General features: G+C 70.9%; 20 protein-coding genes. 11 read left to right on the top strand and 9 right to left on the bottom strand.

The genetic code is table 11. From position 1 onward, the window contains the following. Positions 1 to 45: 45 nt before the first annotated feature. The 6 genes from sdhC (at position 46) to ACFC8N_RS29410 (ending at position 4,773) form a co-directional block, all read left to right on the top strand. Positions 46 to 426 carry a succinate dehydrogenase, cytochrome b556 subunit gene (gene sdhC, locus ACFC8N_RS29435; RefSeq protein ID WP_079173146.1) on the top strand — a complete coding sequence of 127 codons (381 nt, stop codon included), beginning with the start codon at positions 46 to 48 and terminating at the stop codon, positions 424 to 426. Between the two features lie 5 nt (positions 427 to 431). Next, positions 432 to 914 carry a succinate dehydrogenase hydrophobic membrane anchor subunit gene (locus tag ACFC8N_RS29430; protein WP_356030203.1) on the top strand — a complete coding sequence of 161 codons (483 nt, stop codon included), beginning with the start codon at positions 432 to 434 and terminating at the stop codon, positions 912 to 914. 19 nt (positions 915 to 933) lie between these two features. After that, positions 934 to 2,688: a succinate dehydrogenase flavoprotein subunit gene (sdhA, locus tag ACFC8N_RS29425; RefSeq protein ID WP_362818256.1), complete on the top strand. Its 1,755-nt coding sequence runs from the start codon at positions 934 to 936 to the stop codon at positions 2,686 to 2,688. Further along, positions 2,688 to 3,452 carry a succinate dehydrogenase iron-sulfur subunit gene (locus tag ACFC8N_RS29420; protein ID WP_356030199.1) on the top strand — a complete coding sequence of 255 codons (765 nt, stop codon included), beginning with the start codon at positions 2,688 to 2,690 and terminating at the stop codon, positions 3,450 to 3,452. Before sdhA ends, ACFC8N_RS29420 begins: the two co-directional genes overlap by 1 nt. Before the next feature lie 103 nt (positions 3,453 to 3,555). Beyond that, on the top strand, positions 3,556 to 3,966 hold the full coding sequence (locus ACFC8N_RS29415) for a VOC family protein (protein ID WP_356030197.1): 411 nt from the start codon (positions 3,556 to 3,558) through the stop codon (positions 3,964 to 3,966). A 36-nt stretch (positions 3,967 to 4,002) separates the two neighbouring features. Next, positions 4,003 to 4,773, top strand: coding sequence for a TetR family transcriptional regulator (locus ACFC8N_RS29410; protein ID WP_376291133.1), 771 nt, complete (start codon positions 4,003 to 4,005; stop codon positions 4,771 to 4,773). Here the strand turns inward: ACFC8N_RS29410 and ACFC8N_RS29405 are convergent, their stop codons facing one another. From ACFC8N_RS29405 to ACFC8N_RS29395, 3 genes are all read right to left on the bottom strand, one after another. Continuing rightward, on the bottom strand, positions 4,774 to 6,318 hold the full coding sequence (locus tag ACFC8N_RS29405) for an ABC transporter substrate-binding protein (RefSeq protein ID WP_356030194.1): 1,545 nt from the start codon (positions 6,316 to 6,318) through the stop codon (positions 4,774 to 4,776). It lies immediately after the preceding gene. Between the two features lie 242 nt (positions 6,319 to 6,560). Next, positions 6,561 to 6,989, bottom strand: coding sequence for a hypothetical protein (locus tag ACFC8N_RS29400; protein WP_376291131.1), 429 nt, complete (start codon positions 6,987 to 6,989; stop codon positions 6,561 to 6,563). A 135-nt stretch (positions 6,990 to 7,124) separates the two neighbouring features. Then, a complete protein-coding gene (locus ACFC8N_RS29395; protein ID WP_071370040.1) occupies positions 7,125 to 7,364 on the bottom strand; it encodes an SCO4848 family membrane protein in 240 nt (79 codons plus the stop codon). A 91-nt stretch (positions 7,365 to 7,455) separates the two neighbouring features. On the opposite strand from ACFC8N_RS29395, the gene ACFC8N_RS29390 reads away from it, so the two are divergent. Further along, entirely contained in the window at positions 7,456 to 8,673 is a 1,218-nt protein-coding gene (locus ACFC8N_RS29390; protein WP_376291128.1) for a D-alanyl-D-alanine carboxypeptidase family protein, read from the top strand. Here ACFC8N_RS29390 and ACFC8N_RS29385 read toward each other — a convergent pair. Then, positions 8,621 to 9,553, bottom strand: coding sequence for a YihY/virulence factor BrkB family protein (locus ACFC8N_RS29385; protein ID WP_376291126.1), 933 nt, complete (start codon positions 9,551 to 9,553; stop codon positions 8,621 to 8,623). The two genes, ACFC8N_RS29390 and ACFC8N_RS29385, sit on opposite strands and share 53 nt — an antisense overlap. 116 nt (positions 9,554 to 9,669) lie before the next feature. Between ACFC8N_RS29385 and ACFC8N_RS29380 the strand changes: the two genes are divergently transcribed. Then, positions 9,670 to 10,974: an FAD-binding oxidoreductase gene (locus ACFC8N_RS29380; protein ID WP_356030188.1), complete on the top strand. Its 1,305-nt coding sequence runs from the start codon at positions 9,670 to 9,672 to the stop codon at positions 10,972 to 10,974. 15 nt (positions 10,975 to 10,989) lie between these two features. Beyond that, complete coding sequence (locus ACFC8N_RS29375) at positions 10,990 to 11,727, top strand: decaprenylphospho-beta-D-erythro-pentofuranosid-2-ulose 2-reductase (RefSeq protein WP_356030186.1); 738 nt, start codon at positions 10,990 to 10,992, stop codon at positions 11,725 to 11,727. Here ACFC8N_RS29375 and ACFC8N_RS29370 read toward each other — a convergent pair. The 3 genes from ACFC8N_RS29370 to ACFC8N_RS29360 form a co-directional block, all read right to left on the bottom strand. Beyond that, positions 11,724 to 12,296 carry a 2'-5' RNA ligase family protein gene (locus ACFC8N_RS29370; RefSeq protein ID WP_376291123.1) on the bottom strand — a complete coding sequence of 191 codons (573 nt, stop codon included), beginning with the start codon at positions 12,294 to 12,296 and terminating at the stop codon, positions 11,724 to 11,726. The genes ACFC8N_RS29375 and ACFC8N_RS29370 overlap by 4 nt on opposite strands. A 138-nt stretch (positions 12,297 to 12,434) precedes the next feature. Beyond that, positions 12,435 to 13,460 (bottom strand): tryptophan--tRNA ligase, encoded by a 1,026-nt coding sequence (trpS, locus tag ACFC8N_RS29365; RefSeq protein ID WP_376291120.1) that lies wholly within the window; start codon positions 13,458 to 13,460, stop codon positions 12,435 to 12,437. Positions 13,461 to 13,517: 57 nt separating this feature from the next. Next, positions 13,518 to 14,969: a glycine hydroxymethyltransferase gene (locus tag ACFC8N_RS29360; protein ID WP_356030182.1), complete on the bottom strand. Its 1,452-nt coding sequence runs from the start codon at positions 14,967 to 14,969 to the stop codon at positions 13,518 to 13,520. 241 nt (positions 14,970 to 15,210) lie between these two features. Here ACFC8N_RS29360 and rocD point away from each other — a divergent pair, with 241 nt between their 5' ends. Then, positions 15,211 to 16,419 carry an ornithine--oxo-acid transaminase gene (rocD, locus tag ACFC8N_RS29355; RefSeq protein ID WP_356030181.1) on the top strand — a complete coding sequence of 403 codons (1,209 nt, stop codon included), beginning with the start codon at positions 15,211 to 15,213 and terminating at the stop codon, positions 16,417 to 16,419. On the opposite strand, the gene ACFC8N_RS29350 is transcribed toward rocD, so the two are convergent. Together ACFC8N_RS29350 and ACFC8N_RS29345 are read right to left on the bottom strand one after the other, a co-directional pair. Then, positions 16,416 to 17,600, bottom strand: a complete 1,185-nt coding sequence (locus tag ACFC8N_RS29350) for a glutathionylspermidine synthase family protein (protein ID WP_362818237.1) — start codon at positions 17,598 to 17,600, stop codon at positions 16,416 to 16,418. The two genes, rocD and ACFC8N_RS29350, sit on opposite strands and share 4 nt — an antisense overlap. 7 nt (positions 17,601 to 17,607) lie before the next feature. After that, positions 17,608 to 17,943 carry a hypothetical protein gene (locus tag ACFC8N_RS29345; RefSeq protein WP_356030177.1) on the bottom strand — a complete coding sequence of 112 codons (336 nt, stop codon included), beginning with the start codon at positions 17,941 to 17,943 and terminating at the stop codon, positions 17,608 to 17,610. 128 nt (positions 17,944 to 18,071) lie between these two features. Between ACFC8N_RS29345 and ACFC8N_RS29340 the strand changes: the two genes are divergently transcribed. Beyond that, positions 18,072 to 18,902 carry a DMT family transporter gene (locus ACFC8N_RS29340; protein ID WP_356030284.1) on the top strand — a complete coding sequence of 277 codons (831 nt, stop codon included), beginning with the start codon at positions 18,072 to 18,074 and terminating at the stop codon, positions 18,900 to 18,902. The last annotated feature ends 4 nt before the right edge of the window (positions 18,903 to 18,906 follow it).

Here is an 18,906-nt window from a genome sequence, read left to right as displayed (position 1 = left end):
AGAGAAGCCGGCGCGGCCCCAATCCCCGCTCCCGGAGGGACTTCCGTGCCGGCTGGAACGCTGTACCGCGGCCGGGAAGGAATGTGGTCCTGGGTGGCTCACCGAGTCACCGGCGTCCTCATCTTCTTCTTCCTGTTCGTCCACGTGCTGGACACCGCTCTCGTGCGTGTCTCCCCTGAGGACTACGACAAGGTCGTAGCCACGTACAAGACGCCGATCGTCGCGTGCCTCGAATACGGCCTCGTCGCCGCCATCCTCTTCCACGCACTCAACGGCCTGCGCGTCATCGCCGTCGACTTCTGGTCGAAGGGCCCGCGCTACCAGAAGCAGATGTTCTGGACCGTGATGGGTGTCTGGATCGTCCTGATGGTCGGCGCGATCTACCCCGTGCTCGGCCACGCCGCTCGTGTCCTGTTCGGGAGCTGACGCCGATGTCCACGACTGAAACCACCGCGTCCGGTGTCGGCCCCGTCGAGGGCGGCTCGTTCTACGACGTCGACAACCCGGCCCCGCTGATCGAGGCCCCGCGCAAGCGCACGAAGAAGACCCCCAAGTCCACCCGGGGCAACTTCGAGCTGGCCGCCTGGCTGTTCATGCGCCTGTCCGGCGTCGTGCTGGTCGTCCTGGTCCTCGGCCACCTGCTGATCCAGCTCGTGCTGGACGGCGGCGTCTCCAAGATCGGCTTCGCCTTCGTGGCCGGCCGCTGGGCCTCCCCGTTCTGGCAGGTCTGGGACCTGCTGATGCTGTGGCTCGCCATGCTGCACGGCGCCAACGGCCTGCGCACGGTCATCAACGACTACGCGGAGCGCGCGAACACCCGGCTGTGGCTCAAGGGCCTGCTCTACACCGCCACGGTGTTCACCATCCTGCTTGGCTCGCTGGTGATCTTCACCTTCGACCCGAACATCCGCTAGGCACGGGGCTGCGAGAATCATGAAGATCCACAAGTACGACACCGTCATCGTCGGCGCCGGCGGCGCGGGCATGCGTGCGGCCATCGAGTCGACGAAGCGCAGCCGCACCGCCGTGCTGACCAAGCTCTACCCCACCCGCTCCCACACGGGCGCCGCGCAGGGCGGCATGGCCGCCGCGCTCGCCAACGTGGAGGAGGACAACTGGGAGTGGCACACCTTCGACACGATCAAGGGCGGTGACTACCTGGTCGACCAGGACGCCGCCGAGATCCTGGCGAAGGAGGCCATCGACGCCGTCCTCGACCTGGAGAAGATGGGCCTGCCGTTCAACCGGACGCCCAAGGGCGAGATCGACCAGCGCCGCTTCGGCGGTCACTCCCGCAACCACGGCGAGGCCCCGGTCCGCCGCGCCTGCTACGCGGCCGACCGCACCGGCCACATGATCCTCCAGACGCTGTACCAGAACTGCGTCAAGGAGGGCGTGGAGTTCTTCAACGAGTTCTACGTCCTGGACCAGCTGATCACCGAGGTCGACGGCGTCAAGCACTCCGCCGGTGTGGTGGCGTACGAGCTGGCGACCGGTGAGATCCACATCTTCCAGGCGAAGTCGGTCATCTACGCCTCCGGCGGCACCGGCAAGTTCTTCAAGGTGACCTCCAACGCGCACACCCTGACCGGTGACGGCCAGGCCGCGTGCTACCGCCGGGGTCTGCCGCTGGAGGACATGGAGTTCTTCCAGTTCCACCCGACCGGCATCTGGCGCATGGGCATCCTGCTGACGGAGGGCGCCCGCGGTGAGGGCGGCATCCTGCGCAACAAGGACGGCGAGCGCTTCATGGAGAAGTACGCGCCGGTCATGAAGGACCTCGCGTCCCGTGACGTCGTCTCCCGCTCCATCTACACGGAGATCCGCGAGGGCCGCGGCTGCGGTCCCGAGGGCGACCACGTCTACCTGGACCTGACCCACCTGCCGCCGGAGCAGCTGGACGCCAAGCTCCCGGACATCACCGAGTTCGCGCGGACCTACCTCGGCATCGAGCCGTACACGGACCCGATCCCGATCCAGCCGACCGCGCACTACGCGATGGGCGGCATCCCGACGAACGTCCAGGGTGAGGTCCTGTCGGACAACACCACCGTCGTCCCGGGCCTGTACGCGGCCGGCGAGGTCGCCTGTGTCTCCGTGCACGGCGCCAACCGCCTCGGCACCAACTCGCTGCTGGACATCAACGTGTTCGGCCGCCGTTCGGGCATCGCCGCCGCCGAGTACGCCCAGAAGGCCGACTTCGTCGAGCTGCCGGAGAACCCGGAGGCGTTCGTCGTCGAGCAGATCGAGCGGCTGCGCGAGTCCACCGGCAACGAGCGGGTGGCCACGCTCCGCAAGGAGCTGCAGGAGACCATGGACGCCAACGTCATGGTGTTCCGCACCGAGCAGACGATCAAGACGGCCGTCGAGAAGATCGCCGAGCTGCGCGAGCGCTACAAGAACGTCTCGATCCAGGACAAGGGCAAGCGGTTCAACACGGACCTGCTGGAGGCCATCGAGCTGGGCAACCTGCTCGACCTCGCCGAGGTCATGGCGACCTCCGCCCTGGCCCGCAAGGAGTCCCGCGGCGGTCACTACCGCGAGGACTACCCGAACCGCGACGACGTCAACTTCATGCGCCACACCATGGCGTACCGCGAGGTGGGCGACGACGGCACCGAGTCCATCCGTCTCGACTACAAGCCGGTCGTCCAGACCCGCTACCAGCCGATGGAGCGTAAGTACTGATGGCTACCCCCGTTCTGGACAAGGTGGAGGCGGAGGCCGCGGCCTCCTCGCACCTGATCACGGTCACCTTCCGGATCCGCCGGTTCAACCCGGAGGTCTCGGCGGAGGCGACCTGGGAAGACTTCCAGCTGGAGATCGACCCGAAGGAGCGTGTCCTCGACGGCCTCCACAAGATCAAGTGGGACGTCGACGGCACCCTCACCTTCCGCCGCTCGTGCGCGCACGGCATCTGCGGCTCGGACGCAATGCGGATCAACGGCAAGAACCGCCTCGCCTGCAAGACGCTGATCAAGGACATCAACCCCGAGAAGCCGATCACGGTCGAGCCCATCAAGGGCCTGACGGTCCTGAAGGACCTGGTCGTCGACATGGAGCCGTTCTTCCAGGCGTACCGGGACGTCATGCCGTTCCTGGTCACCAAGGACACGAACGAGCCGACGCGTGAGCGTCTGCAGTCGGCCGAGGACCGCGAGCGCTTCGACGACACCACCAAGTGCATCCTGTGCGCCGCGTGCACGTCGTCCTGCCCGGTGTTCTGGAACGACGGCCAGTACTTCGGTCCGGCCGCGATCGTGAACGCCCACCGCTTCATCTTCGACAGCCGTGACGAGGCGGGCGAGCAGCGCCTGGAGATCCTGAACGACCGTGACGGCGTGTGGCGTTGCCGCACGACCTTCAACTGCACGGACGCCTGCCCGCGCGGTATCGAGGTCACGAAGGCGATCCAGGAGGTCAAGCGCGCCCTGATCACGCGCCGCTACTGAGCCTCACGGCCCACCGCACCGAGGGCCCCGCTTCCGACTCCGGAAGCGGGGCCCTCGGGCGTTTTGGTCGGGTTTCCCGGCGGGCCGGTTCTAATCTGACGTCATGTCAGACGATGAGTCGTACGAACTGCTCGGCTTCGACAACGTCCTGCTGCCCGTCGGCGACCTCGGCGAGGCCGTCGCGTTCTACGAGCGGGCCGGATTCGGCGTGAGGTTCCGCTTCGACGAGGCCGGGATCGCGCAGCTGCGGGTCGGCGCGGAGACGCCGGGGATCCTGCTGCGGGTCGAGGAGGCGCTGATGCGCCGGACGCCGCCGTGGCCGTCCCCGCGGATCTGGCTGGAGGTACCGGACGCGCGGACGGCGGCACGGCGGCTGACCGAGGCCGGGATCCCGCCGCTCGACGAGGCGTTCCGGACGGTCACCGGCTGGACCGTCGAGATCGCCGACCCCTGGGGCAACATCCTCGGCTTCACGGACTACACCAAACGCCGGGAACTGGGACGCAGGGGCTGACGGCGGGCCCGCCCGCACTGACTAGGCTCTTCTACCGTGCCCGCGATGAACGACGGCCCGGAGCCGGCCGACTCCCCCAGCAGCAAGTCCGAGCAGACCCGTGCGCTGATCCTGGAGACCGCGATGCGGTTGTTCCAGGAGCGCGGGTACGACAAGACCACGATGCGGGCCATCGCGCAGGAGGCCGGGGTCTCCGTCGGCAACGCCTACTACTACTTCGCGGGCAAGGAGCACCTGATCCAGGGTTTCTACGACCGGATCGCCGCCGAGCAGCAGGCCGCGGTGCGGGAGGTCCTGGACCGGGAGACGGGCCTTGAGGAGCGGCTCGCGGGCGTGCTCACCGTGTGGCTCGACATCGCCCGGCCGTACCACGAGTTCGCCGTGCAGTTCTTCAAGAACGCCGCCGATCCCGACAGCCCGCTCAGCCCCTTCTCGCCGGAGAGCGCGCCCGCCCGCGCCCAGGCGATCGCCATCCACCGGGAGGTGCTGGCCGGGTCCAGGTCCAAGGTGTCGCCCGAACTGCGGGACGTGCTCCCGGAGTTGATGTGGCTCGCCCAGATGGGGCTCGTCCTGTACTGGATCTTCGACCGGACCGAGGGGCGCGAGCGCAGCTACCGGCTGGCCCGGCGCGGCGCCCGGCTGACCGCCCGCGGCGTGGCGCTCGCCCGCTTCCGGGTGCTGCGCCCCCTGGTCCTGGAGGTCCACGAGCTGTTCACGGACTTCCTGCCCGGCATGACCCGCGCCCTGCCGGACCCCCGGACGAAGGAGCCCAAGGACTCCAAGGGGCGTGCGCGGCAGGGCGGTTGATCAGATCCAGTTCAGGCGCCACAGCCGGAAGACGCCCGTGCCGTCGTCCAGGTACTGGCCGCCGCCGACGTCCTCGGTGCTGACCACGTAGTCCTTGCGCTGCCACAGCGGGATCAGCGGGACGTCCTGGGCGACGTCCGCCTGGATGTCCTTGAAGTCGTTCACGGTCTCGCTGCGGTCGGCGAACTGCTGGCTGTCCTGGATGAGATGGTCGACCACCTTGTTGCTGTAGCCGGTGCTCATCGTGGAGCCGGAGCCGACGAGGGCGGCGCCGAAGGTGTCCGGGTCGGGGTAGTCGGCCACCCAGCCGACCGCCCACGCGTCCATCTTCCCGGCGGCCCAGCGCTTCTGGAAGTCGGTCCACTCGTAGCCCTTGACGTCCACCTGGAACAGGCCGCTCGCCTCCAGCTGCTGCTTGAGCTGCGCGGCCTCCTCGGCGCCGGCGCCGTGCCCGATGCCGTAGCCGAAGGTGAAGCGCACCGGCAGGCTCACGCCGGCCTGGGTGAGCAGCGCGCGGGCCTTGGCGACGGACTGCGCCGGGTAGTCGTCGAAGAAGGACGTGGCATGGCCGGTGATACCGGTCGGGATCAGCGAGTACAGCGGGTCGACGGTGCCCCGGTAGACCGTCGCGGCCAGCTGCTCGCGGTTGACCAGCCAGGCCATCGCGCGGCGCACCCGCACGTCGTGCAGCGGGGAGTTCGCGCGCGTGTTGAGGTACAGGTTGCGGGTCTCGGCGCTGTCGGTCTCGGTGACGCGCTTGTTGGGGTCGCTCGGGTTCAGCTGGGCGAGCACGCCCGGCGACAGGGTCCGGGTGGCGACGTCGACCTGCCCGCCCTTCCAGGCGCTGTCGAGCTTCGCCGAGTCGGTGTAGTAGCGCAGCTCGACCGGCCGTCCGGTGCCGCCGATGTCGCCCCTGTAGCGCTTGTTCGGCGCGAGTTCGGCCTTCTCGTCCTTCGTGTACGACGTCAGCGTGTACGGGCCGGTGCCGTCGACCGAGGCGCCGGTGCGCAGGGCCTTCGCCGGGTACGCGTCCTTGTCGACGATCGACCCGGCGCCGGTGGCGACCTTCAGCGGCCAGGTGGCGTCCGGGGAGGTCAGATGGAAGGTGACGGTGGTGGCGTCGTCGGCGCTCACCGAGCCGAGCGTGGAGAACAGCGACGCCGGGCCGACATCGGAGTTGATCTTCCTGACCCGGTCGAAGGAGTACTTCACGTCCTCGGCCGTCATCGCGCGCCCGCTCGGGAAGGTGATCCCGGAGCGCAGGGTGCAGCGGTACGTCTTCAGGTCCGAGCCCTGGAAGGCACAGCCCTTCGCCGCGTCCGGGACGGGGGTGACCCCGCCCGGCTCGAAGGTCAGCAGCGACTGGAAGACGTTGCTGAACAAGGCCCAGGAACCGGCGTCATAGGCGCCGGCCGGGTCCAGGTCCGTGACGGCGTCCGTCGTACCGACCGTGATCGTCTTGTTCTTGTTCTCCTGCGACGGCAGCAGTTGCCAGCCGCCGATTCCCACGACCGCGAGCACGAGCAGCGTCACGAGAATGCGCATGCGAACAGATCGCATGGATGGTGCCCTCCCCAGGACCCCTACAGGCCCTACCCCTGGCCAGCACGATTTGGCCACTCCCCCAAGTGACGCGGCTCACCTAATCACAGGAGTTTGATCCGGGGGAAGGGCTTTCTGACCAGATGAGCAAGAACTTACCCAGGAGTTGTTTCTTCCGGGTTTCACAGGTCCTGCACAGGGATGGGAGCGATTCCAGTCAGGGAGGGCACCATCGCGACGCTGTCCTACAGGACGGCGGCCGTCTCCGTGTCGCCGTACCTGAAGCCGTCGTTGTCGAAGTAGAAGACGGTGACCTCGACCTTGTCCCCCTTGTCGAAGTGCGAGCCCGCGGCCGGGCGCATGGTCACCAGCGCGACATGCTGGTCGTAGTCGCAGACCAGCCGGTCCTTCTTGACGGTGCCCGCGGCGATGGACTGGTCGTGCGGGCTGTGGTTGAGCGTCGTGGCGTTGGCCACCAGTTCGTGGTCCATGCCGACGTCGCAGGAGTAGGTGACCTTCACCTGCAGCCCGGGGGTGTGCAGGGACACCTTGTCGATGGACAGCAGGTTGGCCTTGGCCGCCGCCGACGGCGCGGCCGCCAGGGCGCCGGCACCGATCAGAAGAACGGTGGCGGCGGTTCCGGCGACGCGCCGGCGCAGACTCGATGACGTCATCCTGGTCTTTTCCTTCCCCCTTGCGCGATCGTCCCTGGTCGGGGCATGGAGGTCTTTCTCCAGCCAAGCGGACAACCGCGACAGTTGGTCAATTCGACCTGGATGTTACGTGATCATCGGACCGGACGAACCCGGTTATGACGTGCGGCGCAGTGTGCGCAGACCACGCAACCCGATGCCCCCGATGACCGTCCCCAATACGAAGGAGACGACGGCCAGCAGCAGGTGCACCCAGAAGTACGCGGTCGGACGACCATGGTCGAAGGCCAGCCCGCTGCCGTCCTTGACGAGGTTCTTGACGAAAGTGATCCAGATGACCCAGCTCCACACCCCGAAGGCGAGCAGGAACCAGGAGAGGCGGCGGCTGAGCGTCATGGGTCCAGTATCGCCGGGCCGTGTCCGGTTCCCCGCCGGGGGTGGGGGTGGATACGGGACGTCGCCGTCCGTGCCGGGTACGTTTCCGACCGTGTCCGCAACGAAGAAGCGCGTCCAGCGATCACTGCTGGCCACCTCCGCCACACTGCTGTCCCTCTCCGCCACCGTTCCCGCCGCGCTCGCCGCCCCCGCCCCCTCGACAAGCCCGACGGCCACGCCCCCGGCCCGGATGTCGGTCGTCGGCGGCACCCGGCTCGGGCAGCCCGGTACGCAGGTGAACCTCGCCTCCGGCGTGCCGGTGCTGCCGAAGGACATCACCGCCCGCTCCTGGATCGTCACCGACGCCGAGTCGGGCGACGTGCTGGCCGCGCACAACGCCCACTGGCGGCTGCCGCCGGCGAGCACGCTGAAGATGCTGTTCGCGGACACCGTGCTGCCCCGCTTCCCCAAGGGCACCACGCACAAGGTGCTGCCCTCGGACCTCGCGGGCATGGGCGACGGCTCCAGCGTGGTCGGGATAAAGGAGGGCAACAGCTACAGCGTCCACGACCTGTGGCTCGGGGTCTTCCTGCGCTCGGGCAACGACGCCGTGCACGTGCTGGCCGCGATGAACGGCGGGGTCGAGCAGACGGTCAGGGACATGCAGAACCACGCCGACGAGCTGCAGGCCCTCGACACGCACGTGGTGACCCCGGACGGCTACGACGAGGCGGGGCAGGTCTCGTCGGCGTACGACCTGACGCTGTTCGCCCGCTCCGGGCTCCAGAAGAAGGACTTCCGGGAGTACTGCTCGACCGTGCAGGCGAAATTCGGCCCGGGCGAGATCCGGAACACCAACCGGCTGCTCAGCGGTGACGCCGACGTCCCCGTCTACCAGGGCATCGCGGGCGTGAAGAACGGCAACACCACGCATGCCGGCGCCACCTTCACCGGAGTCGCCGAGCGGAACGGCCGGGTGCTGCTCGTCACGGTGATGAACCCCGAGAAGCACGAGCACAACGAGGTCTACAAGGAGACGGCGAAGCTGTTCGACTGGGGTTTCCAGGCGGCCGGGAAGGTCAAGCCGGTGGGCGAGCTGGTGCCGCCGAAGAACGCCGTGCCGAGCCCCGGGCCGAGCGCGTCCGGCGCGGGTGCGGGGCACGGGTCCGGCGCGAAGCCCGTCGCGGGTGCCGCGGCCGGCTCCGGCTCCGGGATGGGCATCGCCGCGGCGATCGCGGGCGGGCTGCTGGTGCTGCTCGCGGGCGGGGCGTACCTGGTCAACCGCCGCTGGCCGCTGCCGGACCTGCTGCGCCGCCGGAACCGCCCGTGACCTCGGGAATGTCCCCGACCGGCTCGGGCTGCCCGTTCTGCGTCGCCGTCCAGGCGGCGCAGAACAGGACGAGTTTCGCGGTGAAGTTGATCCACAGCAGCAGCGCCACGGGGACGCCGAACGCGCCGTACATGCTCTTCGCCGCGACCCCCTGGATATAGCCGCTGAGCAGGAACTTCAGCAGCTCGAAGCCGACCGCGCCGAGCAGGGCGGCCACCAGCAGGCGGCGGCGCGGCGGCTCGACGCCGGGCAGCAGGGTCAGGACGTAGAGCAGGATGAGGAAGTCGGCGAGGACGGCGACGGCGACGGCGGCCGCGCGCAGCAGCGCGCTGCCCCAGCCGTACTCGGCGAGGCCCAGATGGCGCGAGACCAGGCCGACGGTGGCCGAGGCGAGCGTGGACGCGGCGAAGGTGAGCAGCAGGGCGCCGCCGAGGCCGACGAGGATGCCGGCGTCCTTGGCCTTGGCGAGGAACGGGTTCTCCGCCTTGTCCGGCAGCTCCCACACCGTGCGCAGGCAGCCGCGCATCTGGCCGACCCAGTTGATGCCCGTGAGCAGCAGCACGGCGCCCGCGATGAGACCGACGGTGCCGGCGTTGTGCACGAGCGTGGTGATGTTCAGCTGGTCCGAGACGACGCCCGGGAACTGCTCGGCGATCTTCTGCTCGACGTTCTTCTGCCGGGCCGGGCTGAGGGTGGCGGCGGTGATCGCGGCGGCCACGGTCAGCAGCGGGAACAGCGCGACGAAGCTGATGAACGTCATGGCGGCGGCCAGCCGCGACCACTTCACCCGGTCCAGCCGCTCGTAGCAGTGCCACGCGTGCGTGGTCATCAGGCGGGTGACGATCGGCCCGATGCCGGGGAGTCTCTTCAGCCAGTCCATGATCCGTTCCTGCCCCCGCCCACGCGCTCGTATGACATCCCACTAATCACCCGTTGTGTGCAGTGCGCGAATGTTCCGTAACTAACCTCCCATACCGGGACGATACGGTCCCCGACATGTCAGGAGACACGGTTCCCGTCATCCGTCCGCGGACTCACGAGGAGGCCGCGGTCGCCGTCCGCGCGTGCGGGGCGCGGGGCGCCGTCGCCCGGGGCGGACCGGACCGGGCCCTCGGGGACGCGGCGCGGAACGCGGGCGGTGCCGTCCTCGACATGACCGGGCTGGACCGCGTCCACGTCGTCGACGCCGCCGAGGGCATCGTGCTGTGCGACGCGGGCATCGGCCTGCGCCGGCTGGCCGAACTCCTGCTCCCGCTCGGCTGGTTGGTGCCCGCCTTCCCCGCCGCCCGGCACGTCACCGTCGGCGGCGCGATCGGCGCCGACCTGCACGGCGGCGACCACGACGGCGCCGGCTCCGTCAGCCGCCATGTGGTGGCCCTGGAACTGCTCACGGCCGACGGCGAGGTCCGCGCGGTCCGCCCGGACAGCGAGCTGTTCGAGGCGACGGCCGGCGGGCTCGGCCTGACCGGGGTGATCCTGACGGCCACGATCCGGCTGCTGCCGGTGGAGACGGCGTACCTGACCGTCGGCACCGAGCGCGCCACCGGCCTCGACGACCTGCTGGCCCGCCTGGCGGCCACCGGCACCGGCCGCTCGCACCGCTACGCGGCCGCGCACATCGACCTGACGGCCCGGGGCGCGGCCACCGGACGGGCGGTCCTCACCCGCGCCGGCCACACCCCGCGCGAGGCCCTGCACGTCGCGGCTGCGCGCGCACGGCGGCACCCGCTCGCCCCGCGCGCCCTCCAACTCCTTCCGCCCGTCGGCCCGTTGGCCTCCCTCGTGCCCGCCGGGATCCGGTACCTCACGGCGCCCCGCGCGCACCCCGGCCGGCTCCGGCACCTGTCCGCGTTCGGCCACCCGCTGGACACCGTCTCGCTCGGCGGCCGCTGCTACGGCCGTCTCGGCCGTGTGCGCTACCAGTTCGCCGTCGGCCACGGCCAGGAGGAGGCCCTGCACCGCATCGTGCGGCGGGTCGCCGACCGCCGCTGTCCGTCGGCCCGCGCCGTCCTCCAGCGCCTCGGGGCGGGCGGTCCCGGCTGGCTGTCCTGTGCCGTGCCCGGCTGGTGGCTGGCCCTGGACCTGCCGGTCGCGCTGCCCGGCCTCGCCGCCTTCCTCGACGGACTCGACGAGGAGGTGGCCGCGGCCGGCGGCCGGGTCGGGCTCGCGCGGGACTCCCGGCTCCGCCCCGACCTGCTCACCGCCATGTATCCGCGCGCCGCCGACTTCCGCGCCCTGCGCGCCCGGCTGGACCCGCGCGGCGTCTTCACCTCCGACCTCTCCCGCCGCCTCGCCCTCTGACTCCTAGGAGCTGACGTGAAGGACGCCTTCGGTCTCCCCCAGTCCCTGCTCGTCCTCGGCGGCACGTCGGAGATCGCGCTGGCCACCGCGCGCCGGCTGATCGCCCGCCGCACCCGCACGGTGTGGCTGGCCGGGCGCCCCTCGCCCGCCCTGGAGGAAGCCGCCGAGAGCCTGCGCGGGCTCGGCGCCGACGTGCGTACGGCCGACTTCGACGCCCTCGACCCCGGCTCCCACGAGACCGCGCTCGGCAAGGTCTTCGCCGAGGGCGACATCGACCTGGTGCTGCTGGCCTTCGGCATCCTCGGCGACCAGGCCGAGGACGAGCGCGCACCGGCACGGGCCGTGCGGGTCGCCCAGACCAACTACACCGGGGCGGTCTCGGCCGGCCTGGTCGCCGCGGGCGCCCTCCAGGCGCAGGGCCACGGCTCGCTGGTCGTGCTGTCCTCCGTCGCCGGTGAGCGGGCCCGCCGCGCGGACTTCATCTACGGCTCCAGCAAGGCCGGCCTCGACGCCTTCGCCCAGGGCCTCGGCGACGCCCTGCACGGCACCGGCGTGCACGTCATGGTCGTACGCCCCGGGTCCGTCCACCGGCCTGAGACGCCGTTCGCCACCACCCCGGAGGCCATCGCCACGGCGATCGAGCTGGGCCTGCGCCGCCGCGCGGAGACCGTGTGGGTACCGGGCGTGCTCAGGGTGGTGATGGCCGCGCTGCGGCACACACCGAGGGCGCTGTTCAGGAGACTCCCGGTCTAGCGCACCCGTTCCACCTCGGCGCCGCTCGCCTGGGGCGGGACCACGGAGCCCCCGAACGTGTACTCCCGCAGCTTGCGCCAGACGCCGTCGAGGCCCTGTTCGTAGAGGGCGAAGCCGGTGCACGGCCAGTCGGCCTCGAAGCCGGACAGCTCCGCGAAGGCGCGGTCCATGGCGGCCTCGCAGATGCCGTGCGCGACGGTGACGTGCGGGTGGTACGGGAACTGGAGCTCGCGCGGCACCGGCCCGGAGGCGTCCCGCACCCGCTGCTGGAGCCGGGCGCACTCCTCGGCGCCCCGGACGACCCGGACGTAGACGACGGGCGAGAGCGGGCGGAAGGTGTCCGTGCCCGACAGCTTCATCGGGAAGGGGCGGCCGGCCGCGGCGACCTCGGTGAGGTGCGCCTCGACGGCCGGCAGGTCCGCCGCGTCGACCTCGGTCGGCGGCAGCAGCGTGACATGCGTCGGGATGCTGTGAGCCGCGGCGTCGCCGAAGCCCGCGCGCCGCTCCTGGAGCAGGCTGCCGTGAGGCTCCGGGACCGCGATCGACACGCCGATCGTTACGGTCCCCACGTCGTCTCCTGTCGTCCGCGCCCTGTGTTCTTACCGCGTTCTTCCCCGCCCGTGGCTATTGACTGTACGGCCACGGGTGTCCTGTGGGCAGGCGCGAGGGAAGTGATGTGCAGCGCTCTGTCCGGTGCGGCAGCCGGCTCAGTGCTTCGCCGGCAGGAATCCCACGCGGTCGTACGCCTGCGCGAGCGTCTCCGCGGCGACGGCGCGCGCCTTCTCCGCGCCCTTGGCCAGGATCGAGTCGAGCGTCTCGGAGTCGTCCAGGTACTGCTGGGTGCGCTCCTTGAACGGCGTCACGAACTCGACCATCACCTCGGCGAGGTCGGTCTTCAGGGCGCCGTACATCTTGCCCTCGTACTCCCGCTCCAGCTCGGCGATCGTGCGGCCGGTGAGCGTGGAGTAGATGGTGAGCAGGTTCGACACGCCCGGCTTGTGCTCCACGTCGTAGCGGATCACGGTGTCGGTGTCGGTGACGGCGCTCTTGACCTTCTTGGCGGTCGTCTTCGGCTCGTCGAGGAGGTTGATGAGGCCCTTCGGCGTGGACGCCGACTTGCTCATCTTGATCGTCGGTTCCTGGAGGTCGTAGATCTTCGCCGTCTCCTTGAGGATGTACGGCGACGGGATCACGAAGGTCTCGCCGAAGCGGCCGTTGAAGCGCTCGGCCAGGTCCCGGGTCAGCTCGATGTGCTGGCGCTGGTCCTCGCCGACCGGCACCTCGTTCGCCTGGTACAGCAGGATGTCGGCGACCTGGAGGACCGGGTACGTGAACAGGCCGACGCTCGCCCGGTCCGCGCCCTGCTTGGCGGACTTGTCCTTGAACTGGGTCATGCGGCTGGCCTCGCCGAAGCCGGTGAGGCAGTTCATGACCCAGGCGAGCTGGGCGTGCTCGGGGACATGGCTCTGCACGAAGAGGGTGCAGCGGTCCGGGTCCAGGCCGGCGGCGAGCAGCTGGGCGGCGGCGAGCCGGGTGTTGGCACGCAGCTCTGCCGGGTCCTGCGGGACCGTGATCGCGTGCAGGTCGACGACCATGTAGAAGGCGTCGTGCGACTCCTGGAGCGCCACCCACTGGCGGACGGCGCCGAGGTAGTTGCCGAGGTGGAACGAGCCGGCGGTGGGCTGGATACCGGAGAGCACGCGGGGTCGGTCAGCAGAGGCCATGTTCATCATTCTCTCAGGTGTGGACAGTGGCGACGGCACCGATCCGACCCCGCGCGCGGCAGCGGGTCAGCCCAGGTCGACCTCGGGGTACAGCGGGAAGCCCGCCACCAGGTCGGTCGCCCGCTGGGCGATCTCCTCGGCCACCTTCGCGTCCAGGACGTGGGAGGCCTTGCTCGGGGTGCCGGACTTCGTGGTGCCCGGTTCCGTCGTCGCAAGGACGCGGTCGATCAGGCCCGCGACCTCGTCCATCTCCGCCGTGCCCAGGCCGCGGGTGGTGAGCGCCGGGGTGCCGATGCGGATGCCGGAGGTGTACCAGGCGCCGTTCGGGTCGGCCGGGATGGCGTTGCGGTTGGTGACGATGCCGGAGTCGAGGAGGGCCGACTCGGCCTGGCGGCCGGTGAGGCCGTACGACGTGGCCACGTCGATCAGGTTGAGGTGGTTGTCCGTGCCGCCGGTCACGAGCGTGGCGCCGCGGCGCGTCAGGCCCTCGGCCAGCGCGCGGGAGTTGTCGACGATGCGCCGGGCGTAGTCCTGGAAGGCGGGCTGCCGAGCCTCGGCCAGGGCGACGGCCTTCGCGGCCATGACGTGCGGGAGCGGGCCGCCGAGGACCATGGGGCAGCCGCGGTCGACCTGGTCCTTGAGGGAGTCGTCGCACAGGACCATGCCGCCGCGCGGGCCGCGCAGCGACTTGTGGGTGGTCGTGGTGACGATCTGGGCGTGCGGGACCGGGTCGAAGTCGCCGGTCAGGACCTTGCCGGCGACCAGACCGGCGAAGTGCGCCATGTCGACCATCAGCGTCGCGCCGACCTCGTCGGCGATCTCGCGCATGATCCGGAAGTTCACCAGCCGGGGGTACGCCGAGTAGCCCGCGACGATGATCAGCGGCTTGAACGCGCGGGCCTGGGCGCGCAGCGCCTCGTAGTCGATCAGGCCGGTCGCCGGGTCGGTGCCGTAGGAGCGCTGGTCGAACATCTTGCCGGAGATGTTCGGGCGGAAGCCGTGGGTGAGGTGGCCGCCCGCGTCCAGGGACATGCCGAGCATGCGCTGGTTGCCGAAGGCCTGGCGCAGCTCGGCCCAGTCGGCCTCGGTGAGGTCGTTGACCTGGCGGGCGCCCGCCTTCTCCAGGAAGGGGACCTCGACGCGGTCGGCGAGGACGGCCCAGAAGGCGACGAGGTTGGCGTCGATGCCGGAGTGCGGCTGGACGTAGGCGTGCCGGGCGCCGAACAGCGCCTTGGCGTGCTCGGCGGCGAGGGACTCCACCGTGTCGACGTTGCGGCAGCCGGCGTAGAAGCGGCGGCCGATCGTGCCCTCGGCGTACTTGTCGCTGAACCAGTTGCCCATCGCCAGCAGCGTGGCCGGGGAGGCGTAGTTCTCGGAGGCGATCAGCTTGAGCATCTCGCGCTGGTCGTGCACCTCCTGGCCGATGGCGTCGGCGACGCGCGGCTCGACGGCGCGGATCACGTCGAGGGCGGCGCGGAAGGCGGTGGACTCGGTGGAAAGGGGCTGCTGCTCAGGCATCGGGGACCTCCGGACGGTGTGCGTACAGCGTTCACGTTCGGCCCAGGCGCACGGCACTGTTTTCCCGCGGGATCGCTGTCCCGCAGGGCCGCTCCCTGATGGTCGGTCCCATCCCAGCGCGCCAGTCACGGCCCGTTGATCAGCCTACCGGGCGGGCCGCGCACGACAGGCCGCGCGTCCACCATGCGAGCGAGGATGGGGTGAGGGCATCGAAGGGGGCACCGCCGCACCGGGAGCGATCATGACCACCGCCGAAGATCTCATCGCCGCCGCCGACGCGCACTGCGCGCCCACGTACGATCCGCTGCCCGTCGTCGTGGCCACGGCCGAGGGGGCGTGGCTGACGGACGTGGCGGGCCGCCGGTACCTGGACATGCTGGCCGGGTACTCCGCGCTGAACTTCGGGCACGGCAACCGGCGGCTGATCGAGGCGGCGACGGCGCAGCTGGGGCGGGTCACACTGACGTCGCGCGCCTTTCTGCACGACCGGTTCGCCGCCTTCTGCACCGAGCTGGCCCAGCTGTGCGGGATGGAGATGGTGCTGCCCGTGAACACCGGCGCGGAGGCGGTGGAGAGCGCGGTCAAGACGGCCCGCAAGTGGGGGTACAAGGTCAAGGGCGTGCCCGCGGAGATGGCGAAGATCGTGGTCGCGGGCGGCAACTTCCACGGGCGTACGACGACCGTGATCAGCTTCTCGACCGACCCGGAGGCCCGGGCGGACTTCGGGCCGTACACGCCGGGCTTCCAGATCGTGCCGTACGGCGATCTGACCGCGATGCGGGCGGCGCTGACGGAGAACACCGTTGCGGTGCTGCTGGAGCCGATCCAGGGCGAGTCCGGGGTGATCGTGCCGCCGGCCGGCTATCTGGCGGCGGTGCGGGAGCTGGCCCGGGAGCGGAACGTGCTGTTCGTCGCCGACGAGATCCAGTCGGGGCTCGGGCGGACCGGGCGGACCTTCGCGTGCGAGCACGAGGGGGTCGTGCCGGACATGTACGTGCTGGGCAAGGCGCTGGGCGGCGGGATCCTGCCGGTGTCGGCGGTGGTGTCGAGCGCGGAGGTGCTCGGGGTGTTCCGGCCGGGCGAGCACGGGTCGACGTTCGGCGGGAATCCGCTGGCGTGCGCGGTGGCGCTGGAGGTGATCGCGATGCTGCGCAGCGGCGAGTTCCAGGCGCGGGCGGCCGAGCTGGGCGCGCGGATGCACCGGGCGCTGGCACAGCTGCCGGCCACCGGCGCGGTGACGGCGGTGCGGGGGCGCGGGCTGTGGGCCGGGGTGGACGTCGCCCCGCACGTCGGCAGCGGGCGGCAGGTCGCGGAGCGGCTGATGGAGCGCGGGGTGCTGGTGAAGGAGAGCCACGGCGCGACGATCCGCCTCTCGCCGCCACTGGTCGTCTCCGAGGCGGACCTGGACTGGGGGCTGGAGCAGGTGCGGGCGGTGCTCGAAGGGGCCTAGAGGATCACGTGCGGCACGAAGCGGGCGTACTCGTTCGTGATCAGGCCCGAGGACTCGCGGATGCCCAGGCCCGCCGGTTCGCCCTGGACGACCCAGGCGCCGAGGACGACGTGGTTGCCGTCGAAGGCGGGCAGCGGGGCGAGCTGCTGGTAGCAGCAGGGTTCGTCGCGCGAGGCCGGCGCGGTGCCCGGCCGGTGCACCGTGACGCCCGCGCCCTCGCGGCCGAGCAGGGGCTTGGCGACGTAGCCCGCGGTCGTGGCCAGCTCGCGCGGGCCGTCCAGGTAGGCGGGCAGGAGGTTCGGGTGGCCGGGGTACAGCTCCCAGAGGATCGCCAGCAGGGCCTTGTTGCTCAGGAGCATCTTCCAGGCGGGCTCGATCCACAGCGTCGAGCCCGTGCCGCCGCCGTTGTCGAGGGTGTCGAGGACGTGTCCGGCGAAGGCGTCCGTGGTCAGCCACTCCCACGGGTAGAGCTTGAAGATGCCGCGGATGAACCGGAGCCGGTTGTCGACGAAACGGCCGGAGAGGGTGTCCCAGCCGATCTCCTCCATGGCCAGCCAGTCGGTGTCGAGCCCGGCCTGCTCGGCGGTCTCCTTCAGATAGGCGACCGTCATCAGGTCCTCGCCGAGTTCGTCGGCCGCGGAGTGCGCGAAGTGCAGCGGGGCGCCGGGCGGCAGCAGCGCGGCCTGGGTCCGCCAGGCCGCGACCAGGCGATCGTGCAGGGAGTTCCACTGGTCGGCGCCGGGGAAGCGCTCCTCCATCCAGAACCACTGCGGGGAGGCCGCCTCGACCAGCGAGGTCGGGGTGTCGGCGTTGTACTCCAGGAGTTTCGCCGGGCCGGTGCCGTCGTGGCGCAGGTCGAACCGGCCGTACAGGGAGGGGAGTTCGGCCCGGCGCCGCCAGGACTCGGTGACCGCGGCGGCCACGCGCGGGTCGGTGATGCCGAGGTCGGCGAGTCGGTCCTGCGCCACGAGGTGCCCGGCGGCGGCGAGGCACATGGCGTGCAGTTCGGCGACGGTCTCCTCCAGCGCCTCGACCTCGTCCAGGGTGAAGACGTACGCGGCGCTCTCGTCCCAGTACGGGCGCAGGGAGTCGTCGGGGTGGCGGGTGAGGGGGTAGATCAGCCCCTGTTCCTCGACCGTCCGCTGCCAGCCGGGGCGGGGGGTGAGGGTACGGCGCTCCATACGGGCCTCAGCCGCCGGAGCTGTGGTGGCCGCCGCCGAAGCCGCCGCGGTGGACTCCGCCGTGGCTGCTGCCGGAGCTCTTGCGGGGCCTGGTGAAGGAGCCGCCGTCCGCCCAGGAGCCCTTCTTCGTGCCGCCGTAGTACCAGCCGCCGTCGACCGACGCCTTGGTGGACGTGCAGTTCTTGTCGGAGACGATCCTGTAGCCCCGGGCGAAGTCGTAGCTGCCGCGGTCCACGCAGCGCTTGTCCGGCTCGGACGAGCAGGCGGTCAGGGCGGCGGCCAGCAGGCCCATGCCGCCGAGGACGACCGTGCCGGAGCGCAGCCGGCGGCGCGTGTTCTCCATGGTGGAGTCTCCCCCGTATCGGACTTTGGTTCGTAGGACGTTCGGATCAGCCTAGAGATCGGTGAGAACCGCCGTTCAGGCGGCCTGCGGCTTTACCACTCGCCTAGAGTCCCTTTGTGTTGTTTGGAATGGTGTGCGCCCTGGGCGCGGCGGTCTGCTTCGGTACCGCGACGGTGTTGCAGGCGGTGGCCGCGCGGACGGCCGGTACGGGCGAGGGCGGTGAGGCCGCGCTGCTGCTGCGCGCGCTCAGACAGTGGCGGTACCTCGCCGGGCTGTCGCTGGACGGGCTCGGCTTCCTGTTCCAGATCGTGGCGCTGCGGTCCCTGCCGATCTACGCCGTCAGCGCCGCCCTGGCGTCGAGCCTGGCGGTGACCGCCGTGGTGGCGGCGCGCCTGCTGCGGGTACGGCTGAACGGCACGGAGTGGGGCGCGGTGGCCGTGGTGTGCGCCGGGCTCGCGATGCTGGCGCTGGCGTCCGGGCCGGAGGGCAGACAGGACGGATCGGACACCCTGCGGTACGTGATGCTCGCGGTGGCCGTCGGCATGCTGCTGCTCGCGCTCGCGGGCGGGCGGCTGACCGGGAAGGGCCGGTCGCTGGTCCTCGGGCTGGGAGCCGGGTTCGGGTTCGGGGTGGTGGAGGTGTCGGTGCGCCTGATCGACTCGCTCCGGCCCGCGCAACTGCTCACCAACCCGGCGACGTACGCGCTGGTCATCGGCAGTGGCGCCGCGTTCATGCTGCTGACCTCCGCCCTGACCCGGGGTGCGGTGACCACGGCCACGGCCGGCCTGGTGATCGGCGAGACGCTCGGACCGGCGGCGGTGGGCGTCGTCTGGCTGGGCGACCGCACCCGGGAGGGGCTGACCTGGCTGGCGGTCCTGGGCTTCCTGGTGGCGGTGGCGGGCGCGATGGCGCTGGCGCGCTTCGGAGAGGCACCGGGGGCCGAGGAGTCCGTCGCCTGAGAGC

The sequence above is a fragment of the Streptomyces sp. NPDC055966 genome (assembly GCF_042269865.1).
In the GTDB taxonomy this organism is placed as follows: domain Bacteria; phylum Actinomycetota; class Actinomycetes; order Streptomycetales; family Streptomycetaceae; genus Streptomyces.
Note: the sequence above shows the minus strand (reverse complement) of the source record. Positions and strands in the feature narration are given on the sequence as shown.

Bases quoted from the DNA above. Each gene is read 5' to 3' on its own strand.
- ACFC8N_RS29430 (WP_356030203.1), top strand. From the start codon at position 432: ATGTCCACGACTGAAACCACCGCGTCCGGTGTCGGCCCCGTCGAGGGC.
- sdhA (WP_362818256.1), top strand. From the start codon at position 934: ATGAAGATCCACAAGTACGACACCGTCATCGTCGGCGCCGGCGGCGCG.
- ACFC8N_RS29420 (WP_356030199.1), top strand. From the start codon at position 2,688: ATGGCTACCCCCGTTCTGGACAAGGTGGAGGCGGAGGCCGCGGCCTCC.
- ACFC8N_RS29415 (WP_356030197.1), top strand. From the start codon at position 3,556: ATGTCAGACGATGAGTCGTACGAACTGCTCGGCTTCGACAACGTCCTG.
- ACFC8N_RS29405 (WP_356030194.1), bottom strand. From the start codon at position 6,318: ATGCGCATTCTCGTGACGCTGCTCGTGCTCGCGGTCGTGGGAATCGGC.
- ACFC8N_RS29400 (WP_376291131.1), bottom strand. From the start codon at position 6,989: ATGACGTCATCGAGTCTGCGCCGGCGCGTCGCCGGAACCGCCGCCACC.
- ACFC8N_RS29395 (WP_071370040.1), bottom strand. From the start codon at position 7,364: ATGACGCTCAGCCGCCGCCTCTCCTGGTTCCTGCTCGCCTTCGGGGTG.
- ACFC8N_RS29385 (WP_376291126.1), bottom strand. From the start codon at position 9,553: ATGGACTGGCTGAAGAGACTCCCCGGCATCGGGCCGATCGTCACCCGC.
- ACFC8N_RS29380 (WP_356030188.1), top strand. From the start codon at position 9,670: ATGTCAGGAGACACGGTTCCCGTCATCCGTCCGCGGACTCACGAGGAG.
- trpS (WP_376291120.1), bottom strand. From the start codon at position 13,460: ATGATGAACATGGCCTCTGCTGACCGACCCCGCGTGCTCTCCGGTATC.
- ACFC8N_RS29360 (WP_356030182.1), bottom strand. From the start codon at position 14,969: ATGCCTGAGCAGCAGCCCCTTTCCACCGAGTCCACCGCCTTCCGCGCC.
- rocD (WP_356030181.1), top strand. From the start codon at position 15,211: ATGACCACCGCCGAAGATCTCATCGCCGCCGCCGACGCGCACTGCGCG.
- ACFC8N_RS29350 (WP_362818237.1), bottom strand. From the start codon at position 17,600: ATGGAGCGCCGTACCCTCACCCCCCGCCCCGGCTGGCAGCGGACGGTC.
- ACFC8N_RS29345 (WP_356030177.1), bottom strand. From the start codon at position 17,943: ATGGAGAACACGCGCCGCCGGCTGCGCTCCGGCACGGTCGTCCTCGGC.
- ACFC8N_RS29340 (WP_356030284.1), top strand. From the start codon at position 18,072: ATGGTGTGCGCCCTGGGCGCGGCGGTCTGCTTCGGTACCGCGACGGTG.